The 13,418-nt window shown below is 61.0% G+C and carries 15 protein-coding genes; 2 read left to right on the top strand and 13 right to left on the bottom strand.

The window, feature by feature from the left end; translation table 11 throughout:
* Position 1: 1 nt before the first annotated feature.
* Positions 2–253, bottom strand: a complete 252-nt coding sequence (locus tag FDP28_RS07425; RefSeq protein ID WP_144660075.1) for a DUF2630 family protein — start codon at positions 251–253, stop codon at positions 2–4.
* 94 nt (positions 254–347) lie between these two features.
* Between FDP28_RS07425 and FDP28_RS07420 the strand changes: the two genes are divergently transcribed.
* Positions 348–791 carry a YdeI/OmpD-associated family protein gene (locus FDP28_RS07420; protein WP_144660074.1) on the top strand — a complete coding sequence of 148 codons (444 nt, stop codon included), beginning with the start codon at positions 348–350 and terminating at the stop codon, positions 789–791.
* A gap of 4 nt (positions 792–795) precedes the next feature.
* On the opposite strand, the gene FDP28_RS07415 is transcribed toward FDP28_RS07420, so the two are convergent.
* From FDP28_RS07415 to FDP28_RS07400, 4 genes are all read right to left on the bottom strand, one after another.
* Complete coding sequence (locus FDP28_RS07415; protein WP_144660073.1) at positions 796–1,539, bottom strand: MBL fold metallo-hydrolase; 744 nt, start codon at positions 1,537–1,539, stop codon at positions 796–798.
* Between the two features lie 417 nt (positions 1,540–1,956).
* The gene (locus FDP28_RS07410; protein WP_144660072.1) at positions 1,957–3,078 is read right to left on the bottom strand and encodes a VanZ family protein; all 1,122 of its coding nucleotides are present in this window, start codon (positions 3,076–3,078) and stop codon (positions 1,957–1,959) included.
* 113 nt (positions 3,079–3,191) lie between these two features.
* Positions 3,192–3,743 (bottom strand): dihydrofolate reductase family protein, encoded by a 552-nt coding sequence (locus FDP28_RS07405; protein ID WP_144660071.1) that lies wholly within the window; start codon positions 3,741–3,743, stop codon positions 3,192–3,194.
* Positions 3,744–3,754: 11 nt separating this feature from the next.
* A complete protein-coding gene (locus FDP28_RS07400) occupies positions 3,755–4,063 on the bottom strand; it encodes a hypothetical protein (RefSeq protein ID WP_260842381.1) in 309 nt (102 codons plus the stop codon).
* A 56-nt stretch (positions 4,064–4,119) separates the two neighbouring features.
* Between FDP28_RS07400 and FDP28_RS07395 the strand changes: the two genes are divergently transcribed.
* Entirely contained in the window at positions 4,120–6,132 is a 2,013-nt protein-coding gene (locus tag FDP28_RS07395) for an FG-GAP repeat domain-containing protein (RefSeq protein WP_260842380.1), read from the top strand.
* Positions 6,133–6,227: 95 nt separating this feature from the next.
* On the opposite strand, the gene FDP28_RS07390 is transcribed toward FDP28_RS07395, so the two are convergent.
* The 8 genes from FDP28_RS07390 to FDP28_RS20975 all read right to left on the bottom strand — a co-directional run bounded on the left by FDP28_RS07390 (position 6,228) and on the right by FDP28_RS20975 (position 13,414).
* On the bottom strand, positions 6,228–6,794 hold the full coding sequence (locus FDP28_RS07390) for a type 1 glutamine amidotransferase domain-containing protein (RefSeq protein WP_144660069.1): 567 nt from the start codon (positions 6,792–6,794) through the stop codon (positions 6,228–6,230).
* A 210-nt stretch (positions 6,795–7,004) separates the two neighbouring features.
* Complete coding sequence (locus FDP28_RS07385) at positions 7,005–7,802, bottom strand: hypothetical protein (RefSeq protein WP_144660068.1); 798 nt, start codon at positions 7,800–7,802, stop codon at positions 7,005–7,007.
* Positions 7,799–8,515 carry an ABC transporter ATP-binding protein gene (locus FDP28_RS07380; RefSeq protein WP_144660067.1) on the bottom strand — a complete coding sequence of 239 codons (717 nt, stop codon included), beginning with the start codon at positions 8,513–8,515 and terminating at the stop codon, positions 7,799–7,801. Before FDP28_RS07380 ends, FDP28_RS07385 begins: the two co-directional genes overlap by 4 nt.
* Positions 8,516–8,544: 29 nt before the next feature.
* Positions 8,545–9,366, bottom strand: a complete 822-nt coding sequence (locus FDP28_RS07375) for a hypothetical protein (protein ID WP_144660066.1) — start codon at positions 9,364–9,366, stop codon at positions 8,545–8,547.
* 65 nt (positions 9,367–9,431) lie between these two features.
* Complete coding sequence (locus FDP28_RS07370) at positions 9,432–10,085, bottom strand: response regulator transcription factor (RefSeq protein ID WP_144660065.1); 654 nt, start codon at positions 10,083–10,085, stop codon at positions 9,432–9,434.
* A complete protein-coding gene (locus FDP28_RS07365) occupies positions 10,082–11,236 on the bottom strand; it encodes a sensor histidine kinase (protein ID WP_186313546.1) in 1,155 nt (384 codons plus the stop codon). The genes FDP28_RS07370 and FDP28_RS07365 overlap by 4 nt, the downstream gene beginning before the upstream one ends.
* Positions 11,199–13,019 carry an ABC transporter ATP-binding protein gene (locus FDP28_RS07360; RefSeq protein WP_144660063.1) on the bottom strand — a complete coding sequence of 607 codons (1,821 nt, stop codon included), beginning with the start codon at positions 13,017–13,019 and terminating at the stop codon, positions 11,199–11,201. Before FDP28_RS07360 ends, FDP28_RS07365 begins: the two co-directional genes overlap by 38 nt.
* Positions 13,016–13,414 carry a lasso peptide biosynthesis B2 protein gene (locus FDP28_RS20975; RefSeq protein ID WP_397321051.1) on the bottom strand — a complete coding sequence of 133 codons (399 nt, stop codon included), beginning with the start codon at positions 13,412–13,414 and terminating at the stop codon, positions 13,016–13,018. Before FDP28_RS20975 ends, FDP28_RS07360 begins: the two co-directional genes overlap by 4 nt.
* Positions 13,415–13,418: the final 4 nt, after the last annotated feature.

The raw sequence follows: 13,418 nt of genomic DNA, 5'->3' as shown, positions 1-13,418 counted from the left end.
GCTACTGCCTGTAGCCCTCGACTTCGCTGATGGGGCGGGCCTCGGCGTCATCGGGGTTTTCTCCGGCGTCTTTCTTGGCCCTCCGCTGGCGGAGCAGGTCCCAGCACTGGTCCAGCTGCGCTTCAAGGTGGGCCAGCCGCGCACGGTTGTCGCTGTTGTCCCCCATGCTTTCGTCATCGGAAGGCGCGTCACGGAGCCGGTGTTCCTCCTCCACGAGTGCCTGGATTCGTTCCAGAAGATCCTGTTCGTCCATGGTCTCTCTCCTTGGGTTGGGCGTCGGGGCGTTATATGAAACCTAGTCTTGCCGATGGGGTGCGTCTACTGGCGCCTAACGGCATACTTGGGGCATGGAGTTCACAACCACCATCGTGGGCGATGGCAATAAGGCCGGCATCGAAGTTCCGTCGCACGTTGTGGACGCCCTCGGCGCGGGGAAAAAGCCGCCAGTGGTGGTGACCATCAACGATCGCAGCTATCGGAGCAGCATCGCGGTGATGGGTGGGAAGTACATGGTGGGCGTCAGCGCGGCGAACCGCGAGCTCACCGGCGTGGCCGCGGGGGACACTGTGCAGGTGGGTCTCGAGGTTGATACCCAGCCGCGCGTCGTGGAGGTCCCGGCTGATCTTGCCGCGGCCCTGGATGCTGAACCGGACGCGAAAGCCTTCTACGGGACCCTCAATTACAGTGCCCAGCGGCGCTACGTGGAGCCGATTGGCGACGCCAAGACCGAGGAAACCCGCGCGCGACGTATCGCGAAGGTTGTTTCTGACCTGAAGGCAGGGAAAAAGTAGCATTTTAGGCGGGGCCGTTGGCACGGGCGATGGTCACCGCTTCCTCAATGCCCCGGGTCCAGGGTTCGCCGTGGCCGGGAAGAACCAAGGTTGCTCCGGTTTGCGCGAGCTGCTTCAGCGACGCCAGGTTCAGTGCGCTGTCTGCCGTTGCTGCCCCTGCGACAATTCGCGGCCCTGTTCGCTGCGTGTAGGGGTCCAGGGTGACGAGGGCGTCACCGCTGAAAAGAATGCCGCGCTCGCGGAGGAAGAGTCCGCAATGTCCGCTGGTGTGGCCGGGGGAGAAGACGATCTCGGGGCTGCCCGGCACGGGAAGGGCGCCGGTTCCGGGAAAGTGGCGGACTTCCTCGACGCCTTTGACCTTGAGGGCTCCTGCGCGCGTCATGCTGGCCAGAACCGGGAGTCCACTCGGATGGGTCAGGGCGAAGACGAATCGCGAGCGTTCATGCCGGTAGCGGTAGGGATGCCTTGCTATGTAGGAGTCTTCTGTGTGGATCCAGACGGGAATCCCGAGCTCCTGGTGCAGGCGCTTGGCGAGGCCCAAGTGGTCAAAATGGCCGTGCGTCAGCACCAAGGCCCTGATGTCCTCCAGCGAATGACCCAGGGCCTTAAGCGAATCTTTCAGGGGTCCCCACATCGCGGGCAGCCCGGAGTCAATCAGCGTCAATCCATCGCGCCCCTCTACTATGTAGAAGTTCACGTAGGCGTCGGAGAACCTGTAAACGCCACCAGCCACCTCGGTCATTGCCATGGTTGTTTCCCGTCCTGTTTGGATCAGTTGAGGGATACTGCCACGACCACCATAAGCATGCTTAGTATTTTGGCACAAGGAGTGTACGGTGGACGGCCGGAACGTGGGTGGGGGGAAACGTTCCGAAGAAAATGACGTGGACCACGACACGTTCTGGGTGCTCACCCCACTACTAAGTAGTGACAGGTTGCCGAGCGCACTCCGGATGCAGAACAGCAGCCACGGCCTACGAGGTGTTGAGACCCCCTCCTCGGCCGGTCACGGCGCAACAAACCCGGGCGGGCTTTAATGACCGCCTGGAGGTGCGCTCGTCCGCTTGCCCGAGCGGACAGTGTGGCCGGCCCGAAAGCAGACCCCCCTCGAGCCGGCCACACGCACATCCGGTACACGTCGCGCCGCCGCTGGAGCAGTGCAAACTTAGGCGTGTCTGCCAGCTGGGCCAGCCACCCGGCGTCGTGCGTCTTCGCGGGAATCAACCATCTGCGCGCCGGTGAGCACGGCCGACAGTCCCCGCGCTTTGGTCAGCGGGACGGCCACGAATGCAGCCAGGAGCAGGAGTGCGGTAAACGGGCCGAAGGCCGTCGCCGGCAACAGTGCGCCGAGGAACAACAACACCACATAGAGTCCGCCCGTGGCACTTGCCCGGAGCAATGGCCGACGGCGGGAAGCTGGCCACTGCGGTTGCAGCCACACCGCGCGCTGGCCGAGTGAGGCCCCCGAGCCGGCGAGGGCAGGCAGGTAGAAGACCAGAATGCCGGGAATGAGGTGCATGAGGACCAGGGAGATGGGGTCGTTTGCTCCGGGGAGGTCGGCGCCAAGCGTGAGTAGTCCGATCCTGTAGGTGACAACCAGCGCGAAGCCGAGGAACGTCACTGCTGCGTAGTCGATGATCATTCCCAGCCAGCGCCGCCAGACGGTGACGGGGCGGCTCTGGCCCCGGGCTGCCAGGAGCTCGCGGCGCTGGGGCATGAACCAAAGCACCAAGGGCGCGATAAGGGCGCCGATCAGGGCACCAAGGGTGTTGGTGATGAAGTCATCGACGTCAGCCAGGCGGTAGGCGCAGTCGTAGATGCCCCACAGGCCAGTGAATTGTGTGGCTTCAATGAGTGCCGAAGCCAATGCGCCGGTGATGGTGGAGACGGCGATGTTCCAGGAGAAGTAGCGCCGCGCTATGACGCCCCACGGGATGAACAGCACCACGTTGAAGACAACTTGGAGCGTCGCGCGGCTGGTCAGCGTCCCGGTGATCCCTAAGCCGGATGTTTCGCGCTGGATGTCGTCCACGAATTGGAACGGGACGGCTTGGAAGGCGCTGCCGCCAGGACCGCACTTCAAGAGGGTGGGGTCGGGCAGGGGCAGCAAGGTGTACGCGACCAGCGCGACGCCGTAGATGCTCAGTCCTGTGGCCCCCAGGAAGCGCCGCCACGTGAACCGGCCATACATTCTGTATTGGACTGCGACGATCGGCACCATGAAGACGCCAAAGAGCAGCACCCCTCCCAGCACACCCATGTATGCCGGCCACACCCATTCCCCCATGACTTCCTTTCACCCGGTGCCTTAATGGTCGCAGGGCTACGGGTGAAAATGCTCCGTCCGCGTGGTGATGTTGCTCGCGGCCGGCTCATGCCTGGGGTGGAGGGTGTGGCTGCTTAGTCCTTGCGGAGGCTGTAGGTGCTGACGACGTTGCCCTTGCTGGTGGCGTACTGGTCCTCCAGGACCAGCCGGTTCAGGGGGTCCCCGTCCTCGAAGAGCCGCCGACCTGTCCCGGCGATCACGGGGTGGGTCATCAAGGTCAGCTCATCCAGAATGCCTGCGAACAGTAGTTGGCGTACCAGGGAGATGCTTCCGCATACGGCGATCTCGCCGCCGTCGCGGTTCTTGAGCTCGGATACGAATTGCTCCACGTCGCCCTTGATCAGCTGCGAGTTCTGCCATTCCAAAGGCTCTGACAAGGTGCGGGAGGCGACGAACTTCTCGACAGGGTTGATGAAGGCGGCGAACTCATCGTCCTGGGTTGCGTTCGGCCAGTAGCTGGCCCACTCCTGGTAGCTGACCCGGCCCAGCACCACGGTATCCACGGTGTTGATCATCTTGTTCAGGCCCTTGCCCAGGTCCTCGTCGAAGCTGTCGAACTGGAACTTGAACGGGTCCTGGACCACGCCATCCACGGAGTGGAACAGTCCGGCGGTTACCTTGCGCATGGGTTCTCCTTCTAGGCTGCGGCCGTGGCGAGGCGACGACGGGACGGCAGTTCAGTGACGTTGCTCAATTCAGTGTTCAAGCGGACAGGAACTTCGAAGAGCTCAGCGTAGACCTGAAGCTCGCCGAGGGCGTCGGTATCAACGATGGCTTCGGAGAGGTCCATTTCGACGTTCAGGCCGCCGCCAAGGCTCTTGGTTCGCTGCACCACCGGGTAGAGGCCCTGCACGCTCGCGGTAGTGACGTGACCGGTTGCGGCTATCTGGATCTGTTCGCCATCAACGTCGACTCGAACTACTACGGAGAGCTTCTCGCTGGTCAATGTGCTGCCTTTCATCAGGTTGCTGCCACGCTGCAGCGCACCCCAGCGTATGTGTCATGTGTGACCTGCGCAACATTATGGCGCCGCGGCTGGGGTCGGCGGTGCAGTCACATAGCAGCCATTTCTGGGAGAAAGCTGTATCCTCAGCGAGAGGCCTCTATCAGGCCATCCAAAGCCTGAATATTGGGGGAGAAGTGCGCTCACGTGCTGCTGCCGGCGTGCCGGAAAAAATACGTTACCTTGGTTCTTCGTCGAGGCTGGTGGCCTCGACGCTGGCTTTGCTCCTTTTGATGGTTGCGCTGCCGGCTTCGCCCGCCAGTGCCGTGACGGTGGTGACGGAAGCCCCTAAGCTCACAGCCGTGGAGTTGGTCTCTGCGCCGACGCTTGCGCCTGGGCAAACCGCGAGGGTGCGGTTTACGCTGAGTCAGCCCGCGCAACGCGTTGAGTTCAACTACTACGATGAGTCGCTCTCGACCGCGCGCAAACTGACGTGGTCGGGGAACCCTGGAGTGGGCGCCTTTACGGCAGAAGCGACGGCAACTATCGGCGCTGACGACTATTACGACGGCCCGCAGAGGTTGTCTTCAGTCGCTGTCACATACCAACAGTCGGGCTGGGACTACCCGCTAACTACTCAATTCCTCCGTGACAGTAACAGAGAAGTCGTGACGGTAGACGGGCGAGGGGATCCGCGTCTTCAGCTGCTGGACTTTTCTGTGGCGAACCCGTCTCGTCTCTTGCTGGTGCCGCAGAACATCGTTCCGCCCAAGTTTGAGCCGAGGATGGATCGGGATTGGAATGGGGCGGTGGATGGAACGGTTTCTCCGGGTTCGTGGACGCCGGGAATCAAGCAGATCTGGATGCAATGGATTGTGGACGGCAGGGTCGTCGATTACGGCAGCTTTGAGGCAAATGAATCCTTTCCTGTGTGGACATTTTCAGGAGATCAGGGCAACCTCAAGGTACGTATTATCACTACCACGCCCGGTTACAAGTCGGTATCCGCAGATTCAGAGTCGCAGTTGTTCGTGACTGCCAACCGTTTCGCGATAACAGGCAAGCCGTGGATTGGTTCCACGCTGAATACTGACTTCGACATTGCGTCAATAAAAGGTATTCCTGTCGGGGCGTCTCCGAAAGTGGAAGTACTTTGGAGAAGCGAATCCACCTCTTATCTTCCGACGACGCTGGCGCTCGGCGAAGGCTACCGTCTCAAGGGGGCCGATGGCGGGGGAATTGTGAGAGCATCCGTCGTAGTTACTTTTGACGGCAAAGTGGTCGGTCGATTTTCAACGGATTCGAGTGCCTACGTAACCAACCCGACCCCGTCCCGGAATTATGTAAATCGGGAAGTCAGCGACTTTCTGATGGCCCGGACTACTGACGGCAGGCTCTGGATGTGGGGACGGCAATTCGGAGCGTTTCCCAAGGAGGTTGGCTCGGGTTGGAATGTCTTTGACAAGATCTTCTCGCCCGGAGACTTCAATGAGGATGGATACGCCGATGTACTCGCCCGGAAGCCCTCGGGGGAGCTGTGGATGTACCCCGCTGATGGTCAACATTGGTGGAAACCCGCGTCCCGTGTGGGGGTCGGTTGGCAAGGAATGACCGAACTGATCGCCCCTGGTGATTTTGATGAAGACGGCCACGATGACGTGCTGGCAAGAGATCGCGAAGGAAGGTTGCTCCTCTATCCAGGTAACGGCAAGGGTGGCTGGCTGGCCCCACGACAAGTTGGAGCTGGCTGGAACATATTCAACAGGGTCTTTTCAACCGGCGACTTCGATGGTGACTCGCACGCAGACATACTTGCCACCAACGTGGGCGGGCAGTTGTTCCTCTATTCCTCCAACGGCAAGGGTGGTTGGCTCGGCTCGAAGGTGATCGGCTCCGGTTGGCAGTCCTTCAAGGGCGTGTTGAACGCAGGCGACCGGGACTACGACGGCTGGACCGACATTTACGGCATTGACGGCGCGGGGTACATGTACCTCTACCCGTTCAAGTCCGGAAGTTGGAAGCCCCGGACCTTGGTCGGCGCCGACTGGGACGTCTTCACCGCACTGTTCTAAGAGGCAGGCGACTTCGTAGCGAAACGCAAGTGCCGCCGTCGTACTTCTTGTGAAAGTACGACGGCGGCACTTGACGTTTGTCCCGGTCCTGAACGCTAGGCGGTCTGGCCTGCGTGCTGGCCCTCGGAGATTTCCTCGACCACCTTGGCGTTGAAGGCGGGGAGGTCGTCCGGGTTGCGGCTGGTGACCAGGCCCTGGTTCACGACGACTTCCTCGTCCGTCCAGTTGGCGCCTGCGTTCTTCAGGTCCGTCTGGAGCGTGTGGTACGAGGTGACGTTGCGGCCCTTGATCACTCCGGCCTCGATGAGAATCCATGGCCCGTGGCAGATCGATGCCACTGGCTTGTGCTGCTCAAAGAAGGCGCGTGTGAAGTTCTGGGCGTCCTTGTCCACGCGGAGGTGGTCCGCGTTGACGACGCCGCCGGGCAGGATCAGCGCGTCAAAGTCCGAGGCGTTGGCGTCCGCGACAGCGAGGTCGACGTCGAAGGTGTCACCCTTTTCCACGCCGTTGAAGCCCTGGAGCTTGCCCTTTTCGGGAGCGATCAGAGTGGGTTCGCCACCTGCGTCCTTCACTGCCTGCCATGGGCTGGTGAGTTCCACCTGCTCGACGCCGTCCGTCAACAGGAAGGCGACCTTCTTGCCGGCGATGTTGTGTTCTGACATTGTTCCTCCTCTTGTACGGCTGCTTTTTGGGCGTGTGCCGCTGCTGCGAGAGTTGTTTGTCTGACCCGTCCAAGCCTAGGGAAGGTTGAGTTAGTAAGCAAGCTGATTATTGAGGGTTTGTGTCTTCAGTAGGGAATCCACGTCGTCGGAGACTGAAACTGGCTTTCGCGCCGGCTTCAGAGTTCGGCGAGGACCGCCGTCGTGGTTCAGCTAGCCACGGACATCGCGCGTGCTGAACTTGAATCCAGCAAAGGCCACAAGGCCGGCTGTCCAGGTGAAACTGACTATCGCAGCGGTGAGGGTACCCAGGTCCGCGTCCGGGTAGGACCCTGTAACCAAACCTGGGTCGAACAGCAGGACCCCGGCCACGGTTGGTAGATAGGCAAAAGTTGGAGTCAGCAGGAGCAACATCAACGACAGTTGGGACACCACAATCAGCGCAAACAGGGGTATCAGCGTCTGCTTGAGCAAGATGCCCAGTGCGAACCCGAAGAGGGCGATGGCATCCCAGAAAGCGATGGCACCAAGCCAGCGGAGAATGAGGCTTGCTGGAACGGTCCCGTTCACGACAGAAAGTTCGCCGAGACCGGATTGGGACAGCAGGCTCAACAGCGGGATAGTCACCAGACCCAGCACCGTGACGAGCACGGACAACGCAGCGCATTTTGCCAAGTACAGGCGCTCGCGGTTAGGTGCGGCCACCAGGCTGCTCCGCAGTTGGTCCGACACATACTCACTCGATGCGGAAATAACGCCGATAACAATGATTCCAATCAGTCCCAGCGCAACCCAGTCGAAGCCCACCGTCTCTGGGGTCGCCCCTGGGGCAAGCCCGGGGTCGTTGGTTCGGAGCGCATCCCCAACCGGGCCCGCCTGGGACCACCCAATGAGGACGACGATGAGCCACGTCAGGGCTGCGGTGATCCGCACGGACCTTAGAGTGAGGAGCTTGGTGAGCTCGGCGCGGAACAGACTGGGTTTTCGGGCAGTCGCCACCAGGGTACTCATGCGGCATTCCCCTTAGCTGCCTTGCCGGTCCAGTCGAAGTAGGCGGCTTCCAGATCATGGTGACCGGCTACCAGATCATCGACGTTTCCGGACTGAACAATGCGGCCACCGGAAATGACGACAATGTGGTCAGCGACGTGCTGGACCTCATGAATGAGATGGCTGGAAATAAGGACAGTCTTGCCGTTTGCAGCAAGGGTCCTCAGGAGCCCACGGATCCAGCGGATACCTTCGGGATCCAAGCCGTTGGTGGGCTCATCGAGAACAATAATGCGTGGATCGCCGAGAAGGGCGGCGGCGATCCCCAGCCGCTGACCCATACCCAGTGAGTATGCTCCCACGCGCTTCCGGGCGGCGTCTGAAAGTCCGACGAGCTCCAGAACTTCACCAATCCTCGAGAGCGGAATGCCGTTGGATTGAGCCAGCCAGGTGAGATGGGCCTTGGCTGTCCGGCCCTTGTGGGCTCCTGAGCCATCGAACTGAGCTCCCACGGTCCACAGGGGGGCGATGAGGTCCCGGTAAGGCTTTCCTTCGATGAGAGCGGACCCGCTGTCCGCCCGATCGAGGCCTAGAAGCAGACGGAAAGTGGTCGACTTGCCCGCCCCGTTCGGGCCGAGAAAGGCGGTGACTTTCCCGGGCTCGGCCGTCAGTGAGACGTCGATGATTCCGTCCGACTGCCCGTATTTCTTGCTCAAATTCTTGATCTCGATCACTGTCTGATCTCCTTGGTAGTCGATGTCACTTAGCGGCGAACTGGTTGGCGGCGGAACAGAACAAGAGCAGCGATCAGCGCCGCGACCACCCACACCGAGAGGACCAATCCGCCCGTCGCAGGTCCCAAGTCACCCGGCGCAGAAGGTGGCAGTTGGTAGAGCTGGGCTCCCGCCTGGTCCGGCAGGAACTTGGCGAGGGGGGTGATGTTCACCATGTAGGTGGAGACAATGAGGGCCATCGCCAAGACCGTGCCCATGGCTGCGAGCCCGCTGCGCAGGACAACCGACAAGGCGTAGGTGAACAGGGCGATGAGTATCCAGTAAAGGACCAGGCCCCAAAGGATTCCTGATGCCGCTTGTGGAGTTGCTGCTATCTGGCTGCTTTCGGCGGTGCAGTCGATGACCACGCAACGAATCCCTGCAGAGCCAAATACGCTCAGAACAGCCGTGATGAAAACGGCAGCGACAATCACGATCGCTTTGGCCGCCAACACGGCACCGCGCTGCGGGAGGCTGATCAAGGTGCTTCGAAGAGAGCCGCTGTCCGATTCCTGGTGCATCGACCATGCCGCAAGAAGGATGACCCCTATTTGTCCATAGTGAAGGATGACCAAAAACGCTGTGCCTCCCTCAAGGCCAGCTGCCTCCTCCGGTCTCCCTGCCTTATGGGCAGCGTCGATCAGGCTTGTCAGTATCCAGGAAAGAAGTACGGTGAGCAGCACCGTTCCCGCCATGGTGTTGAAGCAAAGACGCAGTGTCAGGAGTTTGGTGGTCTCGGCCCTGACGGCGCGGGCCATGGTGGTTCGTGACCCCGGCTGCACGTCGAAGGTCTCTCTGGAAGATGCTGGCATTACTCAAGTCAATCCGGACCAGCATCATTTGTCTGTCTGCAGGTGTTGACAGTCGTGGCACGTTCTTAAACGGGCCAAGGGCCCATCAGGCCGCCTTCGTAGGCGATGACAACGAGTTGGGCTCTGTCCCGTGCGTCCAGTTTCGTCAGGATCCTACTCACGTAAGTCCGCACAGTGGTTCGCGTGAGAAACAGGGCGGCTGCTATCTCGTTGTTGGAGGCGCCTTGTCCGATGAGGGTCAAGGTTTCGCGTTCGCGGACTGTCAGTTCGCTGATGCGATCGTGTGCGGCCGGGCGCAGGGTGAAGCGGTCTATGAGGCGGCGGGTAATCTCCGGGGCGAGGAGCGCGTTTCCTTCATGTGCTGTACGGATTGCTTTGAGGATGTCGGGCAGCGGCGCGTTCTTGAGGAGAAAGCCGGAGGCGCCCTGGCGAAGTGCCTGGTAGACGTAATCGTCCATATCGAAGGTTGTCAGCATGACCAGCCGGGTGCTGGACTTCCGGGAGGCCAGAATGCCTGCAGCTTCAAGGCCTGTCATCCGTGGCATTCGAACATCCATGAGCGCCACATCCGGTTGATGCTCCAGAATGGATTCCACGGCCTCCGCGCCGTCCACAGCCACGGCAGACACCGTCATGTCCGGCTCATCGTCGATCAAGAGGCGCAGCGATGCCCTGACGTGGGCGTCGTCGTCTGCGATGAGGACACTGATCTCAGTCATCGGGTGTGCACCCTCCCTGCAGTTCCCGGCAGTGAAACAGCCACACGGTATCCATTGGTGTCCCGTCCGGCTTCAAAGGTTCCGCCCAATAACTGAGCCCGTTCACGCATTCCTGTGAGTCCGTGACCGTTCCTGGAAGCCAAAGCCGCCCCCGGACCGTCGTCGAGGACGCTGATTCTCAGGTCGCCGTCCTCAGTCCTGATGGTGATCCGGCAGGTTTTTGCTCCGGAATGCCGGATCACGTTCGTTAGGGCTTCCTGAATGATTCGATACGCGGTGGTTCGCTGCGCGGCAGGAAGGTCGTGGGCACTTTCATCGGCGTCGATCACGACAGATATACCGGCCCTCATGGCCGGCTGTGACAGCTCGTGCACCAGTTCAGGAAGGCTTCCCGGAGGAGCGTCATCAGCCGTTTCACTTCGTTCCTGGCGCATCAAGACTTGCAGTTGGCCTAACGCATCACGGGCATCGGACTCGATGCCCTGCAGCGCAGATCGCAGATCGTCGGTGGTGGACGACTTCACATGGGCCACGACGCCCGCCCGCACCCCAATCCCTCCCAGGGTGTGGGAAAGCACATCGTGGATATCCCGGGCGAGGCGAAGCCGTTCCTGCGCCCGGGCATTGCGCTCGGTTTCGTAACGCATGCGTTGGGTGCGGATCCCCAGGACCCACGCTGCCCCGATGATGACAGCGCCCAGGATGATGCCCCTGATGCGCGCTTCGGCGCCCTCCGCGGAGACCAGAAGCAAGGACGTGAAAAGAAGAATTTCCAGCACGATCAGCCATGCAGGAAAGAGGCGTGCCCCGAATCGCTCCGCGGCAACGTACAGGCAGAGCCCTGTCACCAGGAAAGGGTCCTCTGTCATTCCCAAGCTCCAGCCAACGGCCGTCACAACGCCGGTCCACGCCGCAGCAAACCAGGGGAACCTTGACCGAAGGCAGAGCCCCAGGACAATAAGGCCACCCAAAGCCAGTTGGAACAGCCTGCCAGGTGAGTCCGGCGGAACCACGGTGATCCAAAGCCCTGCCACCACGACGAGGCCCACCAGACCGTTCAGCAGAACGGGAAGGATCGTTTCCCGGACCACAGAGAGGCGAACGTTTTCTGGATCAGCGCTTTGCGTCGTGCTCGGGTGTCGTTGCGTCATAGGCCATCTCATTTGTCAGGAATTGGTTCTGAGCGAGTTCCCGATAAAGAGGCGACGTCTGCATCAATTCTGTGTGGGTACCGCTTGCCACGACCTTGCCTTCATCGAGCACCAGGATCAAGTCAGAGCTTTGCACGGTGGCGAGGCGGTGGGCAACGATGACCAAGGTGCAGCCCGAAGTTACGTCGGCAATGAGCTCCCTCACCTTTTCCTCGCTCACCCCGTCCAGGTTGGAGGTTGATTCGTCCAGAAGAAGCATTGAAGGGTTTGCCAGCAAGGCTCGGGCCACAGCAATTCGCTGCCGTTCTCCTCCGGAGAGAAGCACGGCTCCCTCGCCGACTTCCGCGTCGAGGCCAAGTTCTGACCTCAGAAGGACCGCCGTGAGATTCAGTCGTTCGAGAATGGCCATCATGTCCGCGTCGGAGGCATCCGGATTCCCTATCTTCAGGTTGTCCCGGAGCGTTCCGGCCACAGCAGGTGCATCCTGCTCGACATAGGCGATGTTGGCCCGGACCGCCGACCTGGCTACCTGGTCAACGTTGGTTCCGCCGAACAGGATTTGCCCATCGGAAGCATCGTAGAAGCGGGCGATAAGGTTCAGGATGGTGCTCTTGCCGGCCCCGGATGGGCCGACGATTGCAACCCGCTGACGGGGTGCGATCTGGAACGAGACATCGCTCAGCGTTGACCGCGGAATGGACCCTTCCGTCTCCCCGGAAGGACGGTCGTACTCAAAGCTCACACCACGGAAAACCAGGCTGGAATCTCTGATGGTGGGGACCACGTTGCCCACAACGACGGGCGCGTCCTGCTCAGTAGGGAGCTGCAGGATCTCGTTAATGCGGGCCACGCCTCCAAGGGCTTCCCCGATGGCACTCATGGTTCCGAAGAGTTGGCCGAGGGGCATGATGAGGAGGAACAGGAAGAGTATGAACGAAACGAGGTCCGCCACCGTCAGTTCGCCCGATGCCACTCTTAGTCCGCCAACTCCGATAACGGCAAGGAAGGTCACTTGCATGGCGATGGAGGAAATCGGGGATACCAAGGCTGTGGTGGCCGCAACACGCAGTCCAATGGTCCAGACTCCGTTCGCGTCTTCCTTGACGCGTTGGGATTCACGTGTGCTTGCGTTGGCTGCACGCACAGTTCGTGTCGCCCGGATGGCGCGGTCCATGGAGGAAGAGAGTCTGCCCAAGGCAGTTTGAACCCCGAGGCTGGCGCGTTCGATGTAGGAAGTGACCCAGACGACTGCTGCGACCGAGACCAGGGCGGCTCCCAGTGCAATGATCACCAGAACCGGGTCCAGGAAGAGCATTGCCACGAGAGCGCCGATGATGGTGAAAACGCCTGCGAAGGATTCCACAAAGCCTTGGCTGAGCATGTTCCGGATCACTGTGGTGTCGGTGGTGACACGCGCGACGAGATCGCCTACGCGGCGCTGGTCCAATGTGGGCACCGGCAGGTGAAGTATGTGGTCGATGAGGTTGTGGCGTGACCTCCTAATGGCCGTCTCGGCGGTGCGCTGGATCAGGTACTGCCTGATGCCACCAAGAACTCCCCCCACCAAGATGAGCCCACCGACAAGCCACGGCAGGAGTTCCAATGGTTTGGAAGCGCTGACTCGGTCGATCACTTCACGGACCAGCAAAGGTTGCGCCAAAGACAGCGCTGATCCCAAAAGACTGAGGAGCACGACGAGGATAACGAGCCGGCGTTGAACGGCCACGTGGCGGAACAGTTCGGTCAGCCCGGCGCCTCGAGACGTGTTGGCTGTGGTGTTCATTTGTTACTCGCTTCTCCGGGCTGAGCCACGGTGAGGACGGGGACGTAGCTGCGGATTCGATGGGGCTCGTCGATCGGGAACCCGTCCACTTCAATCCATGCATGGGCAGCGAATGGCTCAAGTTGGTAGCCCGTTGTCCATCCCGGAGAGTGACCTTCCATCCGGCACAGCATGAAGGCTGCGATCGACCGCTGCAGGCACCCCTCGCCGGCGCAGCGGGCGCTGACAGCACAAACGGCTGCCCGCATGAGGCGTGCTTGGTGGGCGTTGGTGGAACGGTGCGAATGTGAAAGGCGATGGAGAACTGACTGAAGAAGCGTGGGCGGCAGCAAAGTCATCACCCAGGCGACGCCCACAACGGTGTGAGTCCGCAACCGGAACAGCCCCCGTGGCATGACG

Origin of the sequence: Paenarthrobacter nicotinovorans (assembly GCF_007670255.1) — a bacterium.
Taxonomy (GTDB): Bacteria; Actinomycetota; Actinomycetes; order Actinomycetales; family Micrococcaceae; genus Arthrobacter; species Arthrobacter nicotinovorans_B.
This window is presented reverse-complemented; position numbering and strand designations above follow the sequence as displayed.

Bases quoted from the DNA above. Each gene is read 5' to 3' on its own strand.
- FDP28_RS07415 (WP_144660073.1), bottom strand. From the start codon at position 1,539: ATGGCAATGACCGAGGTGGCTGGTGGCGTTTACAGGTTCTCCGACGCC.
- FDP28_RS07395 (WP_260842380.1), top strand. From the start codon at position 4,120: ATGTGTGACCTGCGCAACATTATGGCGCCGCGGCTGGGGTCGGCGGTG.
- FDP28_RS07360 (WP_144660063.1), bottom strand. From the start codon at position 13,019: ATGAACACCACAGCCAACACGTCTCGAGGCGCCGGGCTGACCGAACTG.
- FDP28_RS20975 (WP_397321051.1), bottom strand. From the start codon at position 13,414: ATGCCACGGGGGCTGTTCCGGTTGCGGACTCACACCGTTGTGGGCGTC.
- FDP28_RS07425 (WP_144660075.1), bottom strand. From the start codon at position 253: ATGGACGAACAGGATCTTCTGGAACGAATCCAGGCACTCGTGGAGGAG.
- FDP28_RS07420 (WP_144660074.1), top strand. From the start codon at position 348: ATGGAGTTCACAACCACCATCGTGGGCGATGGCAATAAGGCCGGCATC.
- FDP28_RS07370 (WP_144660065.1), bottom strand. From the start codon at position 10,085: ATGACTGAGATCAGTGTCCTCATCGCAGACGACGACGCCCACGTCAGG.
- FDP28_RS07410 (WP_144660072.1), bottom strand. From the start codon at position 3,078: ATGGGGGAATGGGTGTGGCCGGCATACATGGGTGTGCTGGGAGGGGTG.
- FDP28_RS07375 (WP_144660066.1), bottom strand. From the start codon at position 9,366: ATGCCAGCATCTTCCAGAGAGACCTTCGACGTGCAGCCGGGGTCACGA.
- FDP28_RS07365 (WP_186313546.1), bottom strand. From the start codon at position 11,236: ATGACGCAACGACACCCGAGCACGACGCAAAGCGCTGATCCAGAAAAC.
- FDP28_RS07385 (WP_144660068.1), bottom strand. From the start codon at position 7,802: ATGAGTACCCTGGTGGCGACTGCCCGAAAACCCAGTCTGTTCCGCGCC.
- FDP28_RS07405 (WP_144660071.1), bottom strand. From the start codon at position 3,743: ATGCGCAAGGTAACCGCCGGACTGTTCCACTCCGTGGATGGCGTGGTC.
- FDP28_RS07390 (WP_144660069.1), bottom strand. From the start codon at position 6,794: ATGTCAGAACACAACATCGCCGGCAAGAAGGTCGCCTTCCTGTTGACG.